Genomic DNA, 18,532 nt, shown 5'->3' on the forward strand with positions numbered 1-18,532 from the left:
TATAGGTTCAAGCTCTCTGCATGGGTAACTAGCGGGTCTTCACCGCCCATAACAGTGCAAAATCGACGCGAGGCACGCCCGGAACGCCACGTTGCCCCGTGATCAGCGGGTCAACCCCGGCACCCACAGCACATCGGCGCGGCCATCGTCATTGGCAATCCGCCCGGCCACAAAGAACCAGTCCGACAGCCGGTTCAGATATTTCACCGCTTCGGCGTTCACCTCTTCCAGCGTGCCCAGTTCCACCACCAGCCGCTCGGCCCGGCGGCAGACGGTGCGGCACAGGTGCAGCTGTGCCGCGAGCGCCGACCCGCCGGGCAGGATAAAGCTGCGCAGCGGCGTCAGCCGGGCATTCCAGGCGTCAATCTCATGCTCCAGCCGGGTGACCTGCGACTCGATCATGCGCAGCGGGGTGTAGGACAGATCCTTGTCGTTGTGCATGTCCGGCGTGCACAGATCCGCGCCCAGATCGAACAGATCGTTGGAAATCCGCGCCAGTGCGGCATCCATCTCGCCATCCGCGTACTGGCGGGCCAGCCCCACGGTGGCATTGGTCTCATCCACCGTGCCATAGGCCGACACGCGCAGCGAATGCTTGGCCACCCGCGCGCCATTGCCCAGTGCGGTTTCCCCGGCATCCCCGGTCCTGGTGTAGATTTTCGACAGAACGACCATGCCTCAGCCTCCTTTGCTGCGCAGATAGGCAAAGCCCACGATCAACACCACCGCCAGCGCCTGCGCGGCAATGCGGTAGCGCATCAGCCGGTTGGCATGTTTGCGGTTGAAATCACCGCCTTTGGCAAAGCCCCCGATTCCGATCATCAGAATGACCAGAACCCCAAGGCTGGCCACGGCAGCCAGAATGAACAGCGGATCATCAAGCATGGGCATCCCCTTTTCCTGTCCGCATGACTTAGGCGTCAATCGCGCAAAAGCGAAGGCGAAATGTGACGGGGCACCGATCTCAAAGCCGCTCCGCGGGGAGTATTTATAAAAGGTGCAACGTCAAAGGCCTGTCTCCAGCCCTTGCAGCTTTCAAAAATACTCCCCGCGGAGCGTCCGACGCCACAGCCAACGCCACGCATAGGTCCTGCCGATACAGTCCCGCATCCCGTGGCAACGCCGCCGAGCGGGGGCTCGATGCCCCCCGAGGCGGCTCCTTTGCCGCAGGCACTTCACCCCTTGGCAATCAGCCAGTCCAGCGCGCGGGTCGGCAGAATACGGCGCAGAAACCCCATCAGATGGGTCGGCGTTGTGACATAATACCGCGCCCGCGGCCGGGGGCTTTCCAGCGCATGGATCAGTTTTCTGGTCACCGCACTGGCCGGCAGCTCAAACCTGTCAGGCCCGCGGTCGCCGTACAGCCGCCCGCGCAGGCTGGCGTATTCCTCCGCACGGGCGGAGTTTTCCCAGTCGACCCATTTTTCGAAATGCGCAATCGCATTGGCGCGGATGCGGCTGGTCACCGGGCCGGGTTCGATCAGGCTGACCAAAATCCCGGTGCCCTGCATTTCGATCCGCAGCACGTCGCTCAGCCCTTCCAGTGCGAATTTGGTCGACACGTAAGCGCCGCGCCATTTGATCCCGACCAGCCCCAGCACCGATGAGCAATTGACGATCCGACCATGGCCCTGCGCCCGCATCACCGGAATCACCCGGCGGGTCAGGTCATGCGGGCCGAACAGATTGGTCTCGAAAATCTCGCGCAGCGCACCGCGCGGCAGATCTTCCACCGCGCCCGGACAGGCAAAGGCCCCGTTGTTGTACAGCGCATCCAACGTCCCGCCCGTCGCCGCCAGCACCTGTGCCAGCGCCGCGTCAAGGCTGGCCTCATCGGCGTAATCCAGCCTCGGGCTGTCAAAGCCTTCCGCGATCAGCCGGTCGCAATCGGCCTGCTGACGGCAGCTGGCAAACACCCGCCAGCCCCGCGCCCGCAGCGCCCGCGCCGCATCAAGCCCGATGCCCGACGAACACCCGGTAATAAGAATCGATTGTCCCATGCTCTGCCCGTTTGTTTTTTCCCTGCTTAGGGCGAAACAACCGGGCCGCAAAGCGGTTTTGCGTGCAGGCAGGGCGCGGGCAACGTAGCTGACTATGGGGCCGTATCGCTCAGGAAGGACATCGACATGAACCCGTCAATGCCATCGCCTTCCACCCGGACCCGCGCCCAGCCGTTGCTTTCGACGCCGACCACCGTCACAGCCTCGCCCCGGCGCAGGGTGTCCATGACCGCATCCCGCGTCGACGGGCCGACGCGCACGTTGACGGCCTGCGCGCTCACATAACGCACAGTGGCCCCGGTAACGGTGGCCCCGGTATCAGCGGCATTTTCGGACACCTGTGCCACATCCGCAGGCGCGGATTGCATCATCACCGGCTGAGCGGTACCGAAAGACACCGGCATGACCGCAGCCTCGGCAGCCGCCCCCAAAGGCGCACTGTCCTCGACCACCGGCAGCGCGACCCGCACCGGGGCATTTGCCGCCTCCACAAGGCCAAGGCGCTTTTGCCCCCGGTCCTGCCCACCGATCTGAAGCGTCAGAAACAGACCTGCACACAGCAGCAACAGCATACGGATCATTCGGGCACCCTGAATCTTGAACGTCGAAAAGCGATGGGACAGCGGTCTTCACATCCCATCACACCGCCTCAACCCCCTGTGATGCAAAAAGTTCCCGTTGCGCCGCCTTCCCCCCGCACATTTCCGTCTGGACCGGCAGCGCCCTGCGGATTACACCACCCCCATGTCAGACAATACCGATCCGCCGAAGCCCGAACCCATCGAACTGGCCGAGCCCCTCAGCCGCGCCATTGGCGAGCGGTATCTGACCTATGCGCTGTCCACCATCATGCACCGCGCGCTGCCCGATGCGCGTGACGGGCTCAAACCCGTGCACCGCCGCATCCTGTATGCCATGCGCGAATTGCGGCTGTCCGCCACCAGCGCCTTTCGTAAATCGGCCAAGATCGCCGGTGACGTCATGGGCAACTACCACCCGCATGGTGACGCCGCGATCTATGATGCGATGGCCCGTCTGGCGCAGGATTTCAACGTGCGCTACCCGCTGGTTGATGGTCAGGGCAACTTCGGCAACATCGACGGCGATAACCCGGCAGCGGCCCGCTATACCGAGGCGCGTCTGACCGCGATTGCCGAAACCTTGATGGAAGGGCTGACCGAAAACGCGGTCGACTATCGCCCGAATTACGACGGCACGCTGGAAGAGCCTGTCGTCATGCCCGCCGCCTTTCCGAACCTGCTGGCCAACGGGTCCAGCGGCATTGCCGTCGGCATGGCGACCAATATCCCGCCGCACAATCTGGATGAGCTGATCGAAGGGTGCCACGCCATGTTGCGCAACCCTGATATCACCACCGCCGAACTGGTCGACCTGATCCCCGGCCCCGATTTCCCGACCGGCGGCGTGATGGTCGAACCGCGTTCCGTGATGCTTGATGCCTACGAGTCCGGTCGCGGATCGTTCCGCACCCGCGCCAAATGGGAGATTGAGGATCTGGGCCGCGGCACCTGGCAGATTGTCGTGACCGAGATCCCCTATCAGGTCGCCAAATCCCGGCTGATCGAAAAGCTGGCCGAGCTGATCCAGACCCGGAAAATCCCGCTGCTTGCCGATGTGCGCGACGAATCCACCGAAGATGTCCGCATCGTGCTGGAACCGCGCGCCAAGACCGTCGATCCGGATATGCTGATGGGCACCCTGTTCAAAAATTCTGATCTGGAAACCCGGTTCAGCCTGAACATGAACGTGCTGATCGACGGCAAGGTGCCAAAGGTCTGCAGCCTGAAAGAGGTGCTGAAAGCCTTCCTCGACCACCGCCGCAACGTGCTGCGCCGCCGGTCGGAACACCGGGTGGAAAAGATTGACCACCGGCTGGAGATTCTCGAAGGGTTCATCATCACCTTCCTGAACCTTGACCGGGTGATCGACATCATCCGTTATGACAGCGACCCCAAAGCCGCCCTGATGCGCGAAGACTGGGGCAAATCCCACGCCCGCGCCATGTCGGAAAAAGACTACACCCCGCCCGCAGCGGGCGAAGGCGAGCTGACGGAAGTGCAGGCCGAGGCCATCCTCAACATGCGCCTGCGGTCCTTGCGCAAGCTTGAAGAGATGGAGCTGATCGCCGAACGCGACGCGCTGATGAAAGAACGCGCCGGTCTGGCCGATCTGTTGGACAGCGACCGCCTGCAGTGGAAGCAGATCGGCACAGAGCTGGAAGCCATCCGCAAGCAATTCGGCAAGACCACCAAACTGGGGGCCCGCCGCACCGCCTTTGCCGAGGCGGGGGTGATCGAAGACGTACCGTTCGAGGCGATGATCGAACGCGAACCGATCACCGTGATCTGTTCCCGCATGGGCTGGATCAGGGCGATGAAAGGCCATGTCGATCTGGGTGCCGAGCTGAAATACAAGGATGGCGACGGCCCGCGCTTTGCCTTCCATGCCGAGACCACCGACAAGATCCTGCTGATCGCCGCCAATGGCCGGTTCTACACCCTGATCGGGGCGAACCTGCCCGGCGGGCGTGGCATGGGCGAACCTGTGCGGCTGATGGTTGATCTGCCCAATGATGCCGAAATCGTTTACCTCACGATCTTTCAGCCGGGGCAGAAACTGCTGGTGGCCTCCTCTGCCGGGGATGGGTTCATCGTCCCGTCCGAAGAGGTGCTGGCCCAGACCCGTGCGGGCAAACAGGTGCTGACGGTGCGCGATGGTGTGACCACCGCTGTGGTCACTGTTGCACGCGGCGATCATGTCGCCGTGGTCGGTGAAAATCGCAAAGTGCTGGTTTTCCCGCTGGCAGAGCTGCCGGAAATGGTCAAAGGCAAGGGCGTGCGGTTGCAGAAGTACAAGGATGGCGGTCTGTCCGATGCCATCACCTTCACGCTGGCCGATGGGCTGGTGTGGAAAGACCCCGCAGGCCGCACCCGCACAGAACCGGATCTGGCCGAATGGCTTGGCCCCCGCGCCGGTGCCGGCAAGATGGCCCCGCGCGGCTTTCCGCGCGACAATAAATTCAGCTGACCACCCCCTCATCGCTTCCTTCGGGCGCTTTTCGGTCCCGCATGAGGCCAGCGAAGAGCGCCCGAAGGAAGCGATGAGCGCGCGGCTCAGGGTGGGGAAAAGCCGCCCGTCAGGGCTGCACGCCCCCGGTCGCCTCTGTCACCTGATCCGCCGCCGCCCGCACCAGCCCGCCGATCCGTTCGGCATCTTCCAGCGCTATACGGAATGCCGGGCCGGACACCGACAGCCCCGCCACCGGCTCGCCATGGCTGTTGAAGACCGGGGCCGCCACGCAGCGCATACCGGGCGCGCGCTCCTGATCGTCAATCGCATATCCGCGCGCGCGGGTGGCCGCCAGATCGCGCATCAGGTCGGCCTCGGTGCCCAGCGTCAGGGCGGTAAACCGCTCCAGCCCCTTGCGCTCGATCACCCGTTTCACCCTGATTTCGCCGTACCAGGCCAGCAGCGCCTTGCCGATGCCCGACACATGCATCGGGGCCTTGGTGCCGGGCGGGAAAAACGCGCGGATCGCCTCATGCGTTTCGACCTGCGACAGGAACAGAACCTCATCCCCGGCCTCGATCCCCAGATTGGCGGTCTCACCACTGTCGCGCATCAGCATGTCCATCGGGTGCCGGGCGCGTTCCACCACTTTGGTGCGCCGCAGGAATGTGCTGCCCACGCGGAACGCGCCGGGGCCGACATGCCACAGTTGCCCGCCGTCTTCGGCCTCGACCATGTCATGGCCCTGCAGGGTGACCAGCGCGCGGAACACCGTCGCCACCGCCTCGCCACTTTCCGCCGCCAGTTCTGACAGTGACAATCCGGGCTTTGCCGCCACCAGTTCCAGCAGCATCAACCCCCGGTCCAGCGCCTGCACCGTGTTCTGGTCGGTCTTGTCAAGAAACGCCTTGGGGCGGCCGCGCGGGCGGGGGGTATTGGCCATGTCTCACCTTTGGGGTTTTGATGAAAAACGCTTACCGTCTGATATAATTGTAAAATAGCATGGCCTCTCATAAATGAAAAACCTTTTCGAAAAAATTGTCCCCCTGTGCCACTTCGCCTAAGATGGGCCAACAGCGCTTGGAGGAGCCGTCATGCAGTCCCAGAACCCCGTCTTCATCCCCGGCCCCACGAATATTCCCGAGACCATCCGCAAGGCCTGCGACCTGCCCACCCTTGACCACCGCTCCCCTGCCTTCGCTCGGCTGTTCCGCCCGGCAGTTGAAGGCGTCCGCCGGGTGTTGAAGATGGCCGAGGGCGAGGTGATCCTGCTTCCCTCCACCGGCACCGGCGGCTGGGAGGCCGCGATCACCAACACCCTGTCCCCCGGCGACACCGTGCTGGCCGCCCGCTTCGGCATGTTCAGCCACCGCTGGATCGACCTGTGCCAACGCCACGGCCTGACCGTGCAGATCATCGAGGTGCCATGGGGGCAGGGTGCCCCATTGGACAAGATTGAGGCCGCGCTAAGGGCCGACACCACCGGCACCATCAAAGCCGTGCTCGCCACCCATAACGAGACCGCCACCGGCGTGCGGTCCGACATCGCAGGCCTGCGCCGCGCGATGGACGCGGCGGGCCATGCGGCGATGCTGATGGTTGACGGCGTGTCCTCGATCGGCTCGATGCCGTTCGAGATGGGGGCATGGGGCGTCGACATCGCGGTGGCAGGCAGCCAGAAGGGCTTCATGTTGCCCGCTGGTCTGGCGATTGTCGGGGTCAGCCCGAAAGCACTGCAGGCGATGGACACGGCCACCCTGCCGCGCACGTTCTTTGATTTCAAGGACATGCTGAAAAGCTATGCCGCAGGCGGCTTTCCCTATACCCCGCCCGTCGGGCTGATCGCCGGTCTGGCCCGCGCGATTGAGATGCTGGAGGATGAGGGGCTGGACGCCGTCTACGCCCGCCATCACCGCCTTGCGACCGGCGTGCGCCGTGCCGTTGCCGCATGGGGGATGACGCCCTGCGCTGCGTCGCCGGACCTGTACTCGGACACCGTCACCGCCGTTGTGGTGCCCGAAGGCTGCAACGGTACCGATCTGGTGAAGCTGGCTGCCGAGAAATACGACGTGGCCTTTGGCGTGGGCTTGGGTGAGGTGGCCGGAAAAGTGTTCCGCATCGGCCACTTGGGCATGCTGACCGATGTCATGGTGCTGTCCGGCCTTGCCACGGCTGAAATGTGCATGGCCGATCTGGGCTGGCCGATCACGCTGGGGTCCGGCGTGGCGGCGGCGCAGGAGTATTATCGCGGGTCATCTGTCGCAATGGCAATGGCCGCGGAGTGAGGCGGATGCCCCGGGGCTCTGCCCGTCGCCGGCTGGTTCTCGAACCAGTGGCGCACCAACCGGCGACCCCGGGATATTTAAGAACAGATGAAAGGCGGGACGATGAAGGATCTGGAGCCGATGTATATTCCGACGTTTGATGACGTGATCGCGGCGCATGACCGTATCCGCCCGCATATCCACCGCACGCCGGTGCTGACGTCGAGCTATTTCAATGAGTTGGTGGGCACCGAGCTGTTTTTCAAATGCGAGAATTTCCAGAAGGCCGGGGCGTTCAAGGTGCGCGGGGCCTGTAATGCGGTGTTTGGCTTGACCGAAGATCAGGCGCGGCTGGGGGTTTGCACCCATTCCAGCGGCAACCACGCGCTTTCGCTGTCATACGCAGCGGGGCGGCGCGGGATACCGTGCAACGTGGTGATGCCGCGCACGGCACCGCAGGCCAAGAAGGATGCGGTGCGGGGCTATGGCGGGGTGATCACGGAATGTGAGCCATCCACCAGCAGTCGCGAGGCGGTGTTCGCGCAGGTGCAGGCGCAGACCGGAGGCGAGTTTGTACACCCCTACAATGACCCGAGGGTGATTGCCGGGCAAGCCACCTGTTCGCGCGAACTGCTTGAACAGGTTGAGGAATTGGATTGTGTGATTGCGCCGATTGGCGGCGGCGGGATGATTTCCGGCACCTGCCTGACCATGAGCGCGGTGGCCCCCGGGGTGGATGTTTACGCCGCCGAGCCGCAGAATGCCGATGACGCTTACCGCAGCTTCAAGGCGGGCCGGATCATTGCCGATGACGCGCCTGAAACGGTGGCTGACGGGTTGAAGGTGCCGCTGAAGGATCTGACGTGGCATTTTGTGTCGCACCATGTGACCGATATCTTCACCGCCACGGAAGAGGAGATCATCGAGGCGATGAAGTTGACCTGGCAGCGGATGAAGATTGTGATGGAGCCAAGCTGCGCTGTGCCGCTTGCCACCATATTGAAAAACAAGGATGTTTTCCGGGGGCGGCGCGTGGGCGTCATCATCACCGGGGGGAACGTCGATCTGGACACTTTGCCTTGGATGAAAGGGTAACACCATGAACACGCACGCAGATTTCGAAGGGTTTGAAGTGGGCTATGACATTCCGGCCCTGCCGGGGATGGATGAGGCCGATATCCAGACGCCTTGCCTTGTGCTGGATCTGGACGCTTTGGAGCGCAATATCAAGAAGATGGGCGACTATGCCCGCGCCCATGGCATGCGCCACCGGGTGCATGGCAAGATGCACAAATCGGTTGATGTGGCCTTGTTGCAGGAGCGGCTTGGCGGGTCGGTCGGGGTGTGCTGCCAGAAGGTATCGGAGGCCGAGGTGTTTGCCCGGGGCGGCATCAAGGATGTGCTGGTCAGCAATCAGGTGCGCGATCCGGCCAAGATCGACCGTCTGGCGCGGATGCCGAAATTGGGTGCAAGAACAATTGTTTGCGTGGATATGCTGGACAATGTGGCCGACCTGTCGGCGGCGGCGGTGCGGCATGGGACGACGATTGAGTGCCTGGTAGAGATCGACTGCGGGGCCGGGCGTTGCGGGGTGAAGACCACGCCGGAGGTGGTGGCGATTGCGCAGGCGATTGATGCCGCACCGGGGCTGAAATTTGCGGGCCTTCAGGCCTATCAGGGTGCGATGCAGCACATGGACAGCTACGCCGACCGCAAGGCCAAGATTGATCTGGCGGTGGCGCAGGTCAAGGACGCTGTGGAGGGGCTGAAGGCTGTGGGCCTTGAGTGTGACATCGTGGGCGGTGGTGGCACCGGCAGCTATTATTTTGAAAGCAATTCAGGCGTTTACAATGAGTTGCAGTGCGGCAGCTATGCGTTCATGGATGCCGATTATGGCCGGATTCTGGACAAGGACGGCCAGCGGATTGATCAGGGCGAATGGGAGAATGCGCTGTTCATCCTGACCTCTGTGATGTCCCATGCGAAGGCCGACAAGGCCATTGTGGATGCCGGATTGAAGGCGCAATCGGTCGATTCCGGGCTGCCGGTGATCTTTGGGCGCACGGATGTGACCTATGTCAAATGCAGTGACGAACATGGCGTGGTGGATGATCCGGCGGGGGTGCTCAAGGTCAATGACAAGCTGCGGCTGGTGCCCGGGCACTGCGACCCGACCTGCAATGTGCACGACTGGTACGTGGGGGTGCGGGGTGGCCGCGTCGAGGCGGTCTGGCCGGTGTCTGCCCGGGGCAAGGCGTATTGAGATGAAAATTCAACGTATGGTCTGGGTCTGGCGCGCGTATGGTGCGCGTATGGCAAACGTCATGACGTGGGTGCAGGCATGAGGATTGTGCCGGAAGCGCTGATTGCGGGCCTTGTCTCGCCCGAAGATGCCTTTGCGGCGGTGGAGGCGGTGTTTGCCGCCATGTCGCGCGGCGAGGCCTATAACTTCGACGTGGTGCGTGAGGCACTGGGTGAGGGGCGGCAGTATGGCTTCAAGTCGGGGCTGGACCGGGCTGGCGGGCAGTTGGGGGTGAAGGCCGGGGGGTACTTTCCCGGCAATGCGGCGCGCGGGATCATCAACCACCAGTCGACCGTGTTTCTATTCGACCCCGAGACCGGGCGGCCGACGGCCATGGTCGGCGGCGGGTTGCTGACCGCGCTGCGCACGGCGGCGGCGGCGGCGATTTCCATCGACCGGCTGGCGCGGCGGGATGCGAAGGTTCTGGGCATGGTGGGGGCGGGGCATCAGGCCGGGTTCCAACTGCGCGCAGCGGCGCGGGTGCGGGGGTTCGAGCGGGTGATCGGCTGGAACCTGCACCCCGAGATGCTGGACCGGCTGGGCGCGATTGCCGCAGAGCTTGGGGTGCCGTTTGAGGCGGTGCCCTTGGCGCGGATGGTGGAGGCGGATGTGATCGTGACGATCACCTCGTCGCCCGCTGCCAGCCTGTTGAGTGCCCATGTGTCCCCCGGCACTCATCTGGCCTGCATGGGCACCGATACGAAGGGCAAGCAGGAGGTGGAGCCGGCGCTGCTGGGCCGGGCCTCGGTGTTCACCGATGAGATTGCGCAAGCGGTGAGCATTGGTGAGGCGCAGCATGCGGTGGCGGCGGGTCTGCTGGACGCGACCGCGATCACGCCTTTGGGCGATGTGATCACCGGCGCGCATCCCGGGCGGCGGACGGAGGACGAGATCACGCTGTTTGACGGTACCGGCGTGGGCTTGCAGGATCTGGCGGTGGCGGCGATGGCGGTGCGCCGGGCGGAGGAGCGCGGGCAGGGGGCGGTGGTGGAGGTCTGAGGTCCGCTTAGGGCCGGAAACCTTGTCCGGGTGACAAAGCCGCGCTTGCGCACACGGCAGTGGCGTGCTGATCCTGCCGCGCGGAACGAGGTGCAGCATGCGGGTTTTCATCAACGGATTTGGCCGGATCGGGCGTTCTGTCCTGCGGGCCTGGGCGGCTGCCCCATCGCTGTGGCCGGGGCTGGAGGTGGTGGGCATCAACGACATCGCCGCACCCGAGATGTGCGCGCATCTGTTCGAATATGACAGCGTGTTCGGGCCATGGCGCGGCACGGTGGCGCTGGAACACGGCGTGCTGGTGGTGAACGGGCGGGCGATCCCGCTGCACCGGGCGGCGGATCTGTCGGGGCTGGATCTGCGGGGCGTCGATGTGGTGATGGAATGCACCGGGCGGGCCGACTGCCATGAGGTGGCGGCACGCGGGGTGCGGGCGGGGGCGCGGCGGGTGCTGATCTCGGGTCCGTCGCAGGCGGCAGAGGTGACGGTGGTGCTGGGGGCGAATGACGAGGTGCTGACGGATCAGCAGATCGTGTCGAACGCGTCGTGCACCACCAATGCGCTGGCCCCGCTGGCGCGGTTGATCCACCGCGAATGGGGGGTGGTGACCGGGTCGATGACCACGATCCATTGCTACACCGGCAGCCAGCCCACGGTCGATGCCCCGGCGGCGGATTATGCGCGGTCGCGCGCCGCCGCCCTGTCGATGGTGCCGACCACCACCAGCGCCTCGCGCCTGCTGGACCATGTGCTGCCCCAGATTGCCGGGCGGATCGAGGGGTCGGCGGTGCGGGTGCCGGTGGCCAGCGTGTCTTGCGTCGATCTGGCGGTGATGACGCAGCGGCCGGTGACGGTTGATGCCGTCAACGCGGCGTTTCATGCGGCGGGCGGGGTGATCGGGGTGACCGACCGGGCGCTGGTGTCGACCGATCTGCGGGCCCGGCCTGAGAGCATCGTGATGGCCACGCCGGAAACCCGGGTGACCCAAGGCGGGATGCTGCGGGTGTTTGGCTGGTATGACAATGAATGGGGATTTTCCAACCGGATGCTGGATGTGGCCTTGCGGATGGGGTGATCCGGACCACAGGTGATCTGATTGAGCACCTTCGGTGCAAGCTTTTTAGTCGCTTTCGGGCGCTTCGGCCCTCGGCTCCGCTGATGGGGGCGCTGCCCCCAAACCCTCGGAGTATTTGAAAAAGCTGCAAAGCCAAACTGCGGACATTGAGGCCTGCACCTTTCTGAAATACTCCCGCGCGGTGCGCTTCCGAACTTAGTGGCGTGGGGGACGGGTCTCATCTGTGCGAGGCGTCAGGCCGTAGCGCGCGGCGATGGCCCAGACGTGGGGCGGGATCATGTTTTTCATCCGCGCCGGATGGCTGCGGCGCAGATGGAGGATGGTCTCGACGGCTTTCATTTCCACCCGCGCGCGGGCGAATTCGAGGCCCTTCGGGCCGAAGTGGCGTTGCAGGATGCTGACCAGCGGGCGCAGCCAGTTCGGCATGCGGCGCAGCGGCAGGCCGCCGGCGGCGCGGGCGGTGTTTTGCAGGAAGCCTTTCACTGCCGCTTCGCGCTTGCCCGTCGAGGTAAGCGGGGCGGTGGTCAGCCGGTCCTTGATCAGCGCCAGCAGTGCGGCACCCCGGTCGTTGCGGGCGATGATCCATTGATCGCCGTCGCCGCCCATATAGCCCACGGTGATATCGGCCAGACGGTTGGTGTAATCGACGCAGGTCTTGCAGGTCATCGGGAAGAAATCGGCAGGCAGCTGGCTGATGGGCAGTTGCAGGAAGGGGATGAACCGTGGCTTGCGGCCATCGTCAAACCGCAACTCCACCCGGAAGTCGGCGCGGAATTCGAGGTAGCTGATGGTTTCGGGGGCGGGGTCGAGCAGGTTCAGGAAGGTGTGGAAGTTCGCGGTTGTGGTGTTGTCGGAGCAGGGGGTGCCGATGATGGTGAGGGCCTCAAACCCCAGTTCGGATTCGAGCGCGCGCAGGGCGTAGGTCTGGCAGGGGATGCCGATCATCGCCAGCCGCTTGTATCCGGCGGCGCGGGCGGGTTCGAGCAGGGCAAGGGTGGGGGCCCAGCCCATGCGCATGCCGCGGGCTTGGGCCATGTCGGCGGGGTTGGTGATGAGGGCGGGCAGCGGTTTCCAGCGGTCCGCCGGGTCGGGCAGGACGGTCAGTACGGCATCGACCAGCCTGCGCTCCAGCAGCGTGGCGGCGAGGGTGGTGGTGATGCCGGTCCATTGTGCGCCGGGGGCCGGGGGGGTGAGGCGGGCGCGCAGCATGGTGTGGGTGACGCCGAAGAACGCCTCATCCGTGCCCGGGGTGGCGGTGCGGCCGTGCACCGCTTGTTCCAGCGCAGGGTAGTCGGGGGCGATGAACTGGCAGGCGCGGCCACAGGCGCGGCCATCGCCAAGGCGCGAGACGCCGCAATCGGTGCAGAGCCCGTCGCGCGGGCCGCCGGGGAGGGTGGGGATCTGCGGGCCGGGGCGGGTGTGGTCGAACATGGCATCTCCTGTCACACAGATGACAATAGGGGTGTCAGATTAAAATGACAGTGCCTTGTGTGGCGGGGCGGTGCTAGGCTGCCGGAAAAGGGGATACAGATGCAGATACGCAAGCCGGAGGCCGGGGATTTTGAGGCGTGGTCGGCGCTGTATGCAGGCTATGCGGCGTTTTACGGCGTGGCGCAGAGTGAGGCGATGCGGGGGCAGGTGTGGGAGTGGATCCACGATCCGGGGCATGAGGTGCAGGCGCTGGTGGCCGAGGCGGATGGCCGGTTGCTGGGGCTGGCGCATTTCCGGGCCTTTGCGCGGCCCTTGTCGGCCAGCAGCGGCGGATTTCTGGATGATCTGTTTGTCAGCGAGGATGCGCGTGGCAGCGGCGCTGCCGCCGCGCTGATCGCCGGGGTCGAGGCCGAGGGGCGGCGCAGGGGCTGGACGGTGATCCGTTGGATCACCGCCGAGAGCAATGACCGGGCGCGGGGGCTGTATGACCGGGTGGCTGGCCGCACGCCTTGGGTGACCTATGATCTGAAGCTGTAGCGGTCGAGGTCACAAGCCGCAGGAGCGGCTTGTGACAAGGCTGGCTTTACTCGCCCGCGTTTTCGGGCAGCACCAGATTGAGGGTGATGGCAATGGCCGCCGCAGGCAGCAGGCCCGAAGTCAGCAGGATCTGCGCGGTCTGGCCCATGTGTTGCAGGGCCTCTGGCACCAGTTGCAGGCCGAGGCTGACCGACAGGGCGGTGGCAAAGATCACCATGTTGCGGCGGTTCCATTTCACATCCGACAGCATGCTGACGCCCGCGGCACAGACCATGCCGAACATCACCACCACGCCGCCGCCCAGCACGTTGATCGGCACCGTGTTGATGGCGGCACCGATCTTTGGCACCAGACCGCAGAGGATCAGGAAGATCGCGCCGATGGTCACCACATGGCGGCTCATCAGCCCGGTCATCGCGATCAGGCCGACATTCTGGCTGAACGAGGTGTTGGGCAAGCCGCCGAAGATGCCGGCGATGGCCGAACCTGCGCCATCGGCGAAGGTGGCACCCTCGATTTCCTTGTCGGTCGCCTCACGTCCGGCGCCGCCCTTGGTGATGCCCGACACGTCGCCGACCGTCTCGATCGCAGAGATCAGCGCCATGAAGCACATGCCGATGATGATGGCGGCGTTGAATTCGATGCCCCAGCGGAACGGGTTGGGCAGGGCGAACAGCCCGGCGCGTTCCACGGCGGTAAAGCTGACCTGTCCCATGAACAGCGCGACGACATAGCCCGCCAGAATGCCGACCAGCACCGCCGCCACCGCCATGAAGCCACGGGTGAAGAACTTGATGGCGAGGGTGACGCAGATCACGACCAGCGCCGGGAACCATTGGGCAAAGCTGCCGAAGCTGACCGCATCCCAGTTCACCGGCACGCCAGCGGCATTGGCCTCGGCAATCGCGCGCATTCCGGCTTCCATCGCGGGCACGCCGCCCGCCGCATATTGAATGCCGACGCGGACCAGCGCCAGACCGATCATCAGGACGATCAGCCCGGTCACAAGCGGCGGCAGGGCATAGCGGATGCGCCCGATCAGGAAGCCGAGAAAGAAGTGGAAGATGCCGCCGAAGACCACCCCGGTCATCAACCCGGCCAGACCGGCCGAGCCCAGACCGGCGACTGCCGGGATCATGACCGGCACAAAGGCAAAGGACGTGCCCTGCACGATTGGCAGCTTTGCCCCCACCGGGCCGACGCCGATGGTCTGGAACAGGGTGGCCACCCCGGCAAACAGCATCGACATCTGGATCATGTAGGTCATGTCCGGAAAGCCGAGCGCGGCCTGATCAGACCCGAAGCCGATGCCAGCCGCACCGCAGACGATGATGGCGGGGGTGACGTTCGAGACGAACATTGCCAGCACGTGCTGGATACCCAGCGGAATGGCGCGCCCGAGGGCGGGCATGTAGTCAGGATCGCGGAGCTGCTCCGGCGTTCCCATGGCGGAACTTGTCATCTGTGTATCCTCTCCCTTGGGCTTTTGGTCGGTCCGTCGGGGCGGCCCTGTGGCCCGGACGGTCAGAAGCGCCCCCTCCTCAGGGCGCGCGCACCGTCCAGCTTTTGCTGTAGCGGTGTTCTTCGAGGTTGGGCGTGGGACCGATGCGGTCAACCACGGCGAAAAGCCCGTTGGTGGCAGGCGCGCCGGGGGCCTGCAGCGGGGTCAGCACGCCGTGCCAGGTGCCGCGGTGCAGGTTGATGCCTTGCGCGCCGTTGGTCAGGAAGGCGAGCGGTGTGGCATCAAGGCTGCGCGCGACGATGATCAGAAACGGGTGTGGGGTCATCGGGATAAAGGCCTGAGAGCCATCGGGGTGACGCTCGATCAGGTCGAAGCTGTAGGGCAGGGCGCGCGGTTCGGCCTTGAAGATGGAGATCCCCGCGCTGCCCTGTGCGCCGAAATCGAGCGTGGCGCGGTCGTGGTGGCGCTGGCACATCCCTTCGTTGATCAGCCGGAAATCGCCGGTGGCATCGAGGATGTCGCCATAGGGGGCGAAGGCTTCGGCGGTGAGGGGCTGCGGCTTGATCACCGGCATGCGCTCTTCCCTCCCTTGCGGTCGCTCATCGCTGGGCGCCCGGACAGCGATGACGCCCGCAGGGGCGGAAGAGCGGCCCTCACCGTATTGCTCCAAAGGCACCGGGGCCACGCAGCTTGGCGTGGCGGTTGACGTCTTTGTATAGAAGGTAGCGGAACGGACCGGGGCCTGCGGCGTAGCAGGCTTGCGGGCAATAGGCGCGCAGCCACATGAAATCGCCTGCCTCGACCTCGACCCAGTCTTGATTGAGCTTGTAGACCGCCTTGCCCTGCAGCACGTAAAGCCCGTGTTCCATCACATGGGTTTCTTCAAACGGGATGGTGCCGCCGGGCTGGAAGGTGACGATGTTGACATGGGCATCGTGGCGCAGATCGGCGGGGTCGGCAAAGCGGGTGGTGCCCCAGACGTTGTTGGTGTCGGGCATGAAGGACAAAGGCACGTCGCGTTCGTTGATGATGATGGGATCGGGGCGGGCGATGCCGGGGGCGGGTTCATAGATCTTGCGCAGCCAGTGGAAGCGGGCGGGGGAGTTGCCCTCGGCCAGCAGGGTCCAGCGGCTGCCTGCAGGGATATAGGCGTAGCCGCCCGCGTCCATCTCGTAGCCCTGACCGTCGATGGTCAGGGTGGCGAGGCCTTGGGTAAAGAACAGCCAGTGTTCGGCACCCTCTTCCGCGTCGGGCGCGTCAGAGCCGCCGCCGGGGGCGACCTCCATCACATATTGGCTGAAGGTTTCGGAAAACCCGCTCATCGGGCGGGCGATCATCCAGAGCCGGGTTTTGCGCCAGCCGGGCAGGGCGCTGGTGACGATGTCGGAGAAGCAGCCCTTTGGAATGACGGCATAGGCGGTGGTGAACACGGCGCGGCCGGTCATCAGCTGGGTTTGCGGCGGCAGGCCGCCGGGGGGCGCGTAATACTGGGTCATGGCAAAAGATCTTTCAGGCGCAGGGCGGCGATGCGTTCCACCTGTGCGCAGGCGGTGGTGAATTCGGTGGCGGTGTCATTGGCGATGCGGGCGTGGAATGCCGCGAGGATGCTGTCTTTGGTATTGTCGCGCACGGCGATGATGAAGGGAAAGCCGTGCTTGGCCACGTAATCGGTGTTGAGCCGCGCGAAGGCCGCGCGTTCGGCATCGGTCAGCGCATCGAGCGCCGCGCTGGCCTGTTCGGCGGTGGACTCGGGCGTCAGCCGTTTTGCGGCGGCGAGTTTGCCGGCAAGGTCGGGGTGCGCGGTCAGCACGCCCAGCTTTTCCGCCGGACCGGCGCTGCGGAACATCCGGGTCAGGGCAGAGTGCACCCCGGCGGCACAGTCATGCGCGGGGCCGAGTTCCAGATCATGGGCGCGCTCTGCGATCCATGGGGAATGCTCATAGATGCTGCCGAAGCGTTCGACAAAGCGGGCTTTGGTCATCTGGCTGGGCCGTTCAAAGCGCTGGTGCGGGTGGGTTGCGGCCCAATGGCGGGCGATGTCGATGCGGCGGGGGAACCAGACGCCATCATGGCCCTGCGCATAATCGAGAAAGCGTTGCAGCCCCGCGAACTTGCCGGGCCGCCCGATCAGGCGGTTGTGCAAGCCGATGGAGAACATCTTGGCGCTGCCATCGGTGCCTTCGGCGTAGAGCGTGTCGAAGCTGTCTTTCAGGTATTGAAAGAACTGCTCGCCGGTGATGTAGCCCGGCGCGGTGGCGAAACGCATGTCGTTGGCCTCCAGCGTGTAGGGGATGACCAGCTGGTCATGGTCACCGACCTCGCGCCAATAGGGCAGGTCGTCATCGTAGGTGTCGGAAATCCATGCGAGTTTGCGCGTTTCGGCGGTCAGCTGTACCGTGTTCATCGAACAGCGGCCGGTGTACCAGCCTTGCGGGGCCTCACCTGTCAGCTCTTCATGCAGGCGGAAGGATTCGGCGATCTGGGCGCGTTCCTCTGCCTCGGGCATGTCGCGGTGGTCGACCCATTTCAGCCCGTGGCTGGCAATTTCCCAGCCTGCGGCCTGCATGGCGGCCAATTGTTCGGGGTTGCGTGCCAGAGCGCTGGTGACGCCGTAGACCGTGACCGGCAGGTCGCGGGTGGTGAACAGGCGGTGCAGCCGCCAGAACCCGGCGCGGGCGCCGTAATCGTAGATCGATTCCATGTTCCAGTGCCGCATTCCCGGCCATGGGGCGGCCCCGGCGATATCGGACAAGAACGCCTCGGACTGCGCGTCGCCGTGCAGCAGGTTGTTTTCGCCGCCCTCTTCATAGTTCAGCACCAGAGAGATGGCGATCTTCGCGCCACCGGGCCACTGCGCATCGGGGGCATCGGGGCCATGGCCACGAAAATCTCGGGGGTAGCGGGTCACCGGGACACCTCACTTTCAAGCATTGCGGAAGGATAGACGCGAATTCAGCGCCGTTTTATCAAGAAATTTGCGAAAGACATATTCTGTCCGGGTGCAGTCGCATCGGCGCGTGTTTTGTGCTGTCATGCAAGGCGGAACAGATGAAGGAATGGGCAATGGGGCGGCTTTCGACGCATGTGCTGGATACGGCGCTGGGCAAACCGGCGGCAGGGGTGAAAATCTGGCTTTACCGGGTCAGCGGCAATTCACACAAGAAAATTGCCGAGGTTGTGACCAATGGTGATGGCCGCACCGATGCGCCGCTTCTGACCGGCGATGCGCTGAAAACCGGCACGTATGAGCTGGTGTTCTTTGCCGGCGATTACCTGCGCGCAAGCGGGCAATCAACGGGTGAGGTGTTGTTTCTGAACGAAATTCCGATCCGCTTCGGGGTGCCCGATGCCGATCAGCACTATCATGTGCCGCTGCTGATTTCGCCCTTTGCCTATTCGACCTATCGCGGCAGTTGATACGATTTTGGAAAACCT

Annotated in this window: 18 protein-coding genes; 8 read left to right on the top strand and 10 right to left on the bottom strand. The window is 64.5% G+C overall.

The features are described 5' to 3' along the window. Nucleotides 1-102 precede the first annotated feature (102 nt). The 4 genes from Q7J44_RS13440 to Q7J44_RS13455 form a co-directional block, all read right to left on the bottom strand. The gene (locus tag Q7J44_RS13440) at nt 103-675 is read right to left on the bottom strand and encodes a cob(I)yrinic acid a,c-diamide adenosyltransferase (protein ID WP_304880660.1); all 573 of its coding nucleotides are present in this window, start codon (nt 673-675) and stop codon (nt 103-105) included. Nucleotides 676-678: 3 nt separating this feature from the next. After that, nucleotides 679-885 carry a twin transmembrane helix small protein gene (locus Q7J44_RS13445; protein WP_304880662.1) on the bottom strand — a complete coding sequence of 69 codons (207 nt, stop codon included), beginning with the start codon at nt 883-885 and terminating at the stop codon, nt 679-681. Nucleotides 886-1,175: 290 nt separating this feature from the next. Further along, nucleotides 1,176-2,000: an SDR family NAD(P)-dependent oxidoreductase gene (locus tag Q7J44_RS13450; RefSeq protein WP_304880664.1), complete on the bottom strand. Its 825-nt coding sequence runs from the start codon at nt 1,998-2,000 to the stop codon at nt 1,176-1,178. Between the two features lie 92 nt (nt 2,001-2,092). Continuing rightward, a complete protein-coding gene (locus Q7J44_RS13455) occupies nt 2,093-2,581 on the bottom strand; it encodes an SH3 domain-containing protein (RefSeq protein WP_304880666.1) in 489 nt (162 codons plus the stop codon). 163 nt (nt 2,582-2,744) lie between these two features. Here Q7J44_RS13455 and parC point away from each other — a divergent pair, with 163 nt between their 5' ends. Continuing rightward, complete coding sequence (gene parC, locus Q7J44_RS13460; protein WP_304880974.1) at nt 2,745-5,048, top strand: DNA topoisomerase IV subunit A; 2,304 nt, start codon at nt 2,745-2,747, stop codon at nt 5,046-5,048. 109 nt (nt 5,049-5,157) lie between these two features. Here parC and bhcR read toward each other — a convergent pair whose 3' ends face one another. Next, nucleotides 5,158-5,973, bottom strand: a complete 816-nt coding sequence (gene bhcR, locus Q7J44_RS13465; protein ID WP_304880668.1) for an HTH-type transcriptional regulator BhcR — start codon at nt 5,971-5,973, stop codon at nt 5,158-5,160. A 151-nt stretch (nt 5,974-6,124) separates the two neighbouring features. Here bhcR and bhcA point away from each other — a divergent pair, with 151 nt between their 5' ends. The 5 genes from bhcA to Q7J44_RS13490 all read left to right on the top strand — a co-directional run bounded on the left by bhcA (nt 6,125) and on the right by Q7J44_RS13490 (nt 11,667). Continuing rightward, nucleotides 6,125-7,315 carry an L-aspartate--glyoxylate aminotransferase BhcA gene (gene bhcA / locus Q7J44_RS13470; RefSeq protein WP_304880670.1) on the top strand — a complete coding sequence of 397 codons (1,191 nt, stop codon included), beginning with the start codon at nt 6,125-6,127 and terminating at the stop codon, nt 7,313-7,315. A gap of 102 nt (nt 7,316-7,417) precedes the next feature. Beyond that, nucleotides 7,418-8,389, top strand: a complete 972-nt coding sequence (bhcB, locus tag Q7J44_RS13475) for a beta-hydroxyaspartate dehydratase BhcB (RefSeq protein ID WP_304880672.1) — start codon at nt 7,418-7,420, stop codon at nt 8,387-8,389. 4 nt (nt 8,390-8,393) lie between these two features. Then, entirely contained in the window at nt 8,394-9,557 is a 1,164-nt protein-coding gene (gene bhcC, locus Q7J44_RS13480) for a 3-hydroxy-D-aspartate aldolase BhcC (RefSeq protein ID WP_304880674.1), read from the top strand. A 78-nt stretch (nt 9,558-9,635) separates the two neighbouring features. Continuing rightward, entirely contained in the window at nt 9,636-10,595 is a 960-nt protein-coding gene (gene bhcD, locus Q7J44_RS13485) for an iminosuccinate reductase BhcD (protein WP_304880676.1), read from the top strand. Between the two features lie 97 nt (nt 10,596-10,692). After that, the gene (locus tag Q7J44_RS13490; RefSeq protein ID WP_304880678.1) at nt 10,693-11,667 is read left to right on the top strand and encodes a type I glyceraldehyde-3-phosphate dehydrogenase; all 975 of its coding nucleotides are present in this window, start codon (nt 10,693-10,695) and stop codon (nt 11,665-11,667) included. Between the two features lie 195 nt (nt 11,668-11,862). On the opposite strand, the gene Q7J44_RS13495 is transcribed toward Q7J44_RS13490, so the two are convergent. Then, nucleotides 11,863-13,098, bottom strand: coding sequence for a Coenzyme F420 hydrogenase/dehydrogenase, beta subunit C-terminal domain (locus Q7J44_RS13495; protein ID WP_304880680.1), 1,236 nt, complete (start codon nt 13,096-13,098; stop codon nt 11,863-11,865). Between the two features lie 99 nt (nt 13,099-13,197). Here Q7J44_RS13495 and Q7J44_RS13500 point away from each other — a divergent pair, with 99 nt between their 5' ends. Beyond that, nucleotides 13,198-13,635, top strand: a complete 438-nt coding sequence (locus Q7J44_RS13500) for a GNAT family N-acetyltransferase (protein ID WP_304880682.1) — start codon at nt 13,198-13,200, stop codon at nt 13,633-13,635. A gap of 46 nt (nt 13,636-13,681) precedes the next feature. Here the strand turns inward: Q7J44_RS13500 and Q7J44_RS13505 are convergent, their stop codons facing one another. The 4 genes from Q7J44_RS13505 to puuE form a co-directional block, all read right to left on the bottom strand. Continuing rightward, nucleotides 13,682-15,097: a uracil-xanthine permease family protein gene (locus Q7J44_RS13505; protein WP_304880683.1), complete on the bottom strand. Its 1,416-nt coding sequence runs from the start codon at nt 15,095-15,097 to the stop codon at nt 13,682-13,684. A gap of 79 nt (nt 15,098-15,176) precedes the next feature. Further along, nucleotides 15,177-15,671: an ureidoglycolate lyase gene (locus Q7J44_RS13510; protein WP_304880685.1), complete on the bottom strand. Its 495-nt coding sequence runs from the start codon at nt 15,669-15,671 to the stop codon at nt 15,177-15,179. Nucleotides 15,672-15,750: 79 nt separating this feature from the next. Continuing rightward, nucleotides 15,751-16,593 (bottom strand): bifunctional allantoicase/(S)-ureidoglycine aminohydrolase, encoded by an 843-nt coding sequence (locus tag Q7J44_RS13515; RefSeq protein WP_304880687.1) that lies wholly within the window; start codon nt 16,591-16,593, stop codon nt 15,751-15,753. Next, on the bottom strand, nt 16,590-18,005 hold the full coding sequence (puuE, locus tag Q7J44_RS13520; protein WP_304880689.1) for an allantoinase PuuE: 1,416 nt from the start codon (nt 18,003-18,005) through the stop codon (nt 16,590-16,592). Before puuE ends, Q7J44_RS13515 begins: the two co-directional genes overlap by 4 nt. A 140-nt stretch (nt 18,006-18,145) precedes the next feature. Here puuE and uraH point away from each other — a divergent pair, with 140 nt between their 5' ends. Then, nucleotides 18,146-18,514 carry a hydroxyisourate hydrolase gene (gene uraH, locus Q7J44_RS13525; protein WP_304880691.1) on the top strand — a complete coding sequence of 123 codons (369 nt, stop codon included), beginning with the start codon at nt 18,146-18,148 and terminating at the stop codon, nt 18,512-18,514. The last annotated feature ends 18 nt before the right edge of the window (nt 18,515-18,532 follow it).

Origin of the sequence: Pseudotabrizicola sp., from assembly GCF_030656345.1 — a bacterium.
Classification (GTDB): domain Bacteria; phylum Pseudomonadota; class Alphaproteobacteria; order Rhodobacterales; family Rhodobacteraceae; genus Pseudotabrizicola.

Excerpts from the sequence above, each read along its gene's own strand:
- parC (WP_304880974.1), top strand. The coding sequence starts at position 2,745 with ATGTCAGACAATACCGATCCGCCGAAGCCCGAACCCATCGAACTGGCC.
- Q7J44_RS13510 (WP_304880685.1), bottom strand. The coding sequence starts at position 15,671 with ATGCCGGTGATCAAGCCGCAGCCCCTCACCGCCGAAGCCTTCGCCCCC.
- bhcR (WP_304880668.1), bottom strand. The coding sequence starts at position 5,973 with ATGGCCAATACCCCCCGCCCGCGCGGCCGCCCCAAGGCGTTTCTTGAC.
- Q7J44_RS13505 (WP_304880683.1), bottom strand. The coding sequence starts at position 15,097 with ATGACAAGTTCCGCCATGGGAACGCCGGAGCAGCTCCGCGATCCTGAC.
- Q7J44_RS13445 (WP_304880662.1), bottom strand. The coding sequence starts at position 885 with ATGCTTGATGATCCGCTGTTCATTCTGGCTGCCGTGGCCAGCCTTGGG.
- Q7J44_RS13490 (WP_304880678.1), top strand. The coding sequence starts at position 10,693 with ATGCGGGTTTTCATCAACGGATTTGGCCGGATCGGGCGTTCTGTCCTG.
- bhcB (WP_304880672.1), top strand. The coding sequence starts at position 7,418 with ATGAAGGATCTGGAGCCGATGTATATTCCGACGTTTGATGACGTGATC.
- bhcD (WP_304880676.1), top strand. The coding sequence starts at position 9,636 with ATGAGGATTGTGCCGGAAGCGCTGATTGCGGGCCTTGTCTCGCCCGAA.
- uraH (WP_304880691.1), top strand. The coding sequence starts at position 18,146 with ATGAAGGAATGGGCAATGGGGCGGCTTTCGACGCATGTGCTGGATACG.
- bhcA (WP_304880670.1), top strand. The coding sequence starts at position 6,125 with ATGCAGTCCCAGAACCCCGTCTTCATCCCCGGCCCCACGAATATTCCC.
- Q7J44_RS13495 (WP_304880680.1), bottom strand. The coding sequence starts at position 13,098 with ATGTTCGACCACACCCGCCCCGGCCCGCAGATCCCCACCCTCCCCGGC.
- Q7J44_RS13515 (WP_304880687.1), bottom strand. The coding sequence starts at position 16,593 with ATGACCCAGTATTACGCGCCCCCCGGCGGCCTGCCGCCGCAAACCCAG.
- Q7J44_RS13500 (WP_304880682.1), top strand. The coding sequence starts at position 13,198 with ATGCAGATACGCAAGCCGGAGGCCGGGGATTTTGAGGCGTGGTCGGCG.
- Q7J44_RS13455 (WP_304880666.1), bottom strand. The coding sequence starts at position 2,581 with ATGATCCGTATGCTGTTGCTGCTGTGTGCAGGTCTGTTTCTGACGCTT.
- Q7J44_RS13440 (WP_304880660.1), bottom strand. The coding sequence starts at position 675 with ATGGTCGTTCTGTCGAAAATCTACACCAGGACCGGGGATGCCGGGGAA.
- bhcC (WP_304880674.1), top strand. The coding sequence starts at position 8,394 with ATGAACACGCACGCAGATTTCGAAGGGTTTGAAGTGGGCTATGACATT.
- Q7J44_RS13450 (WP_304880664.1), bottom strand. The coding sequence starts at position 2,000 with ATGGGACAATCGATTCTTATTACCGGGTGTTCGTCGGGCATCGGGCTT.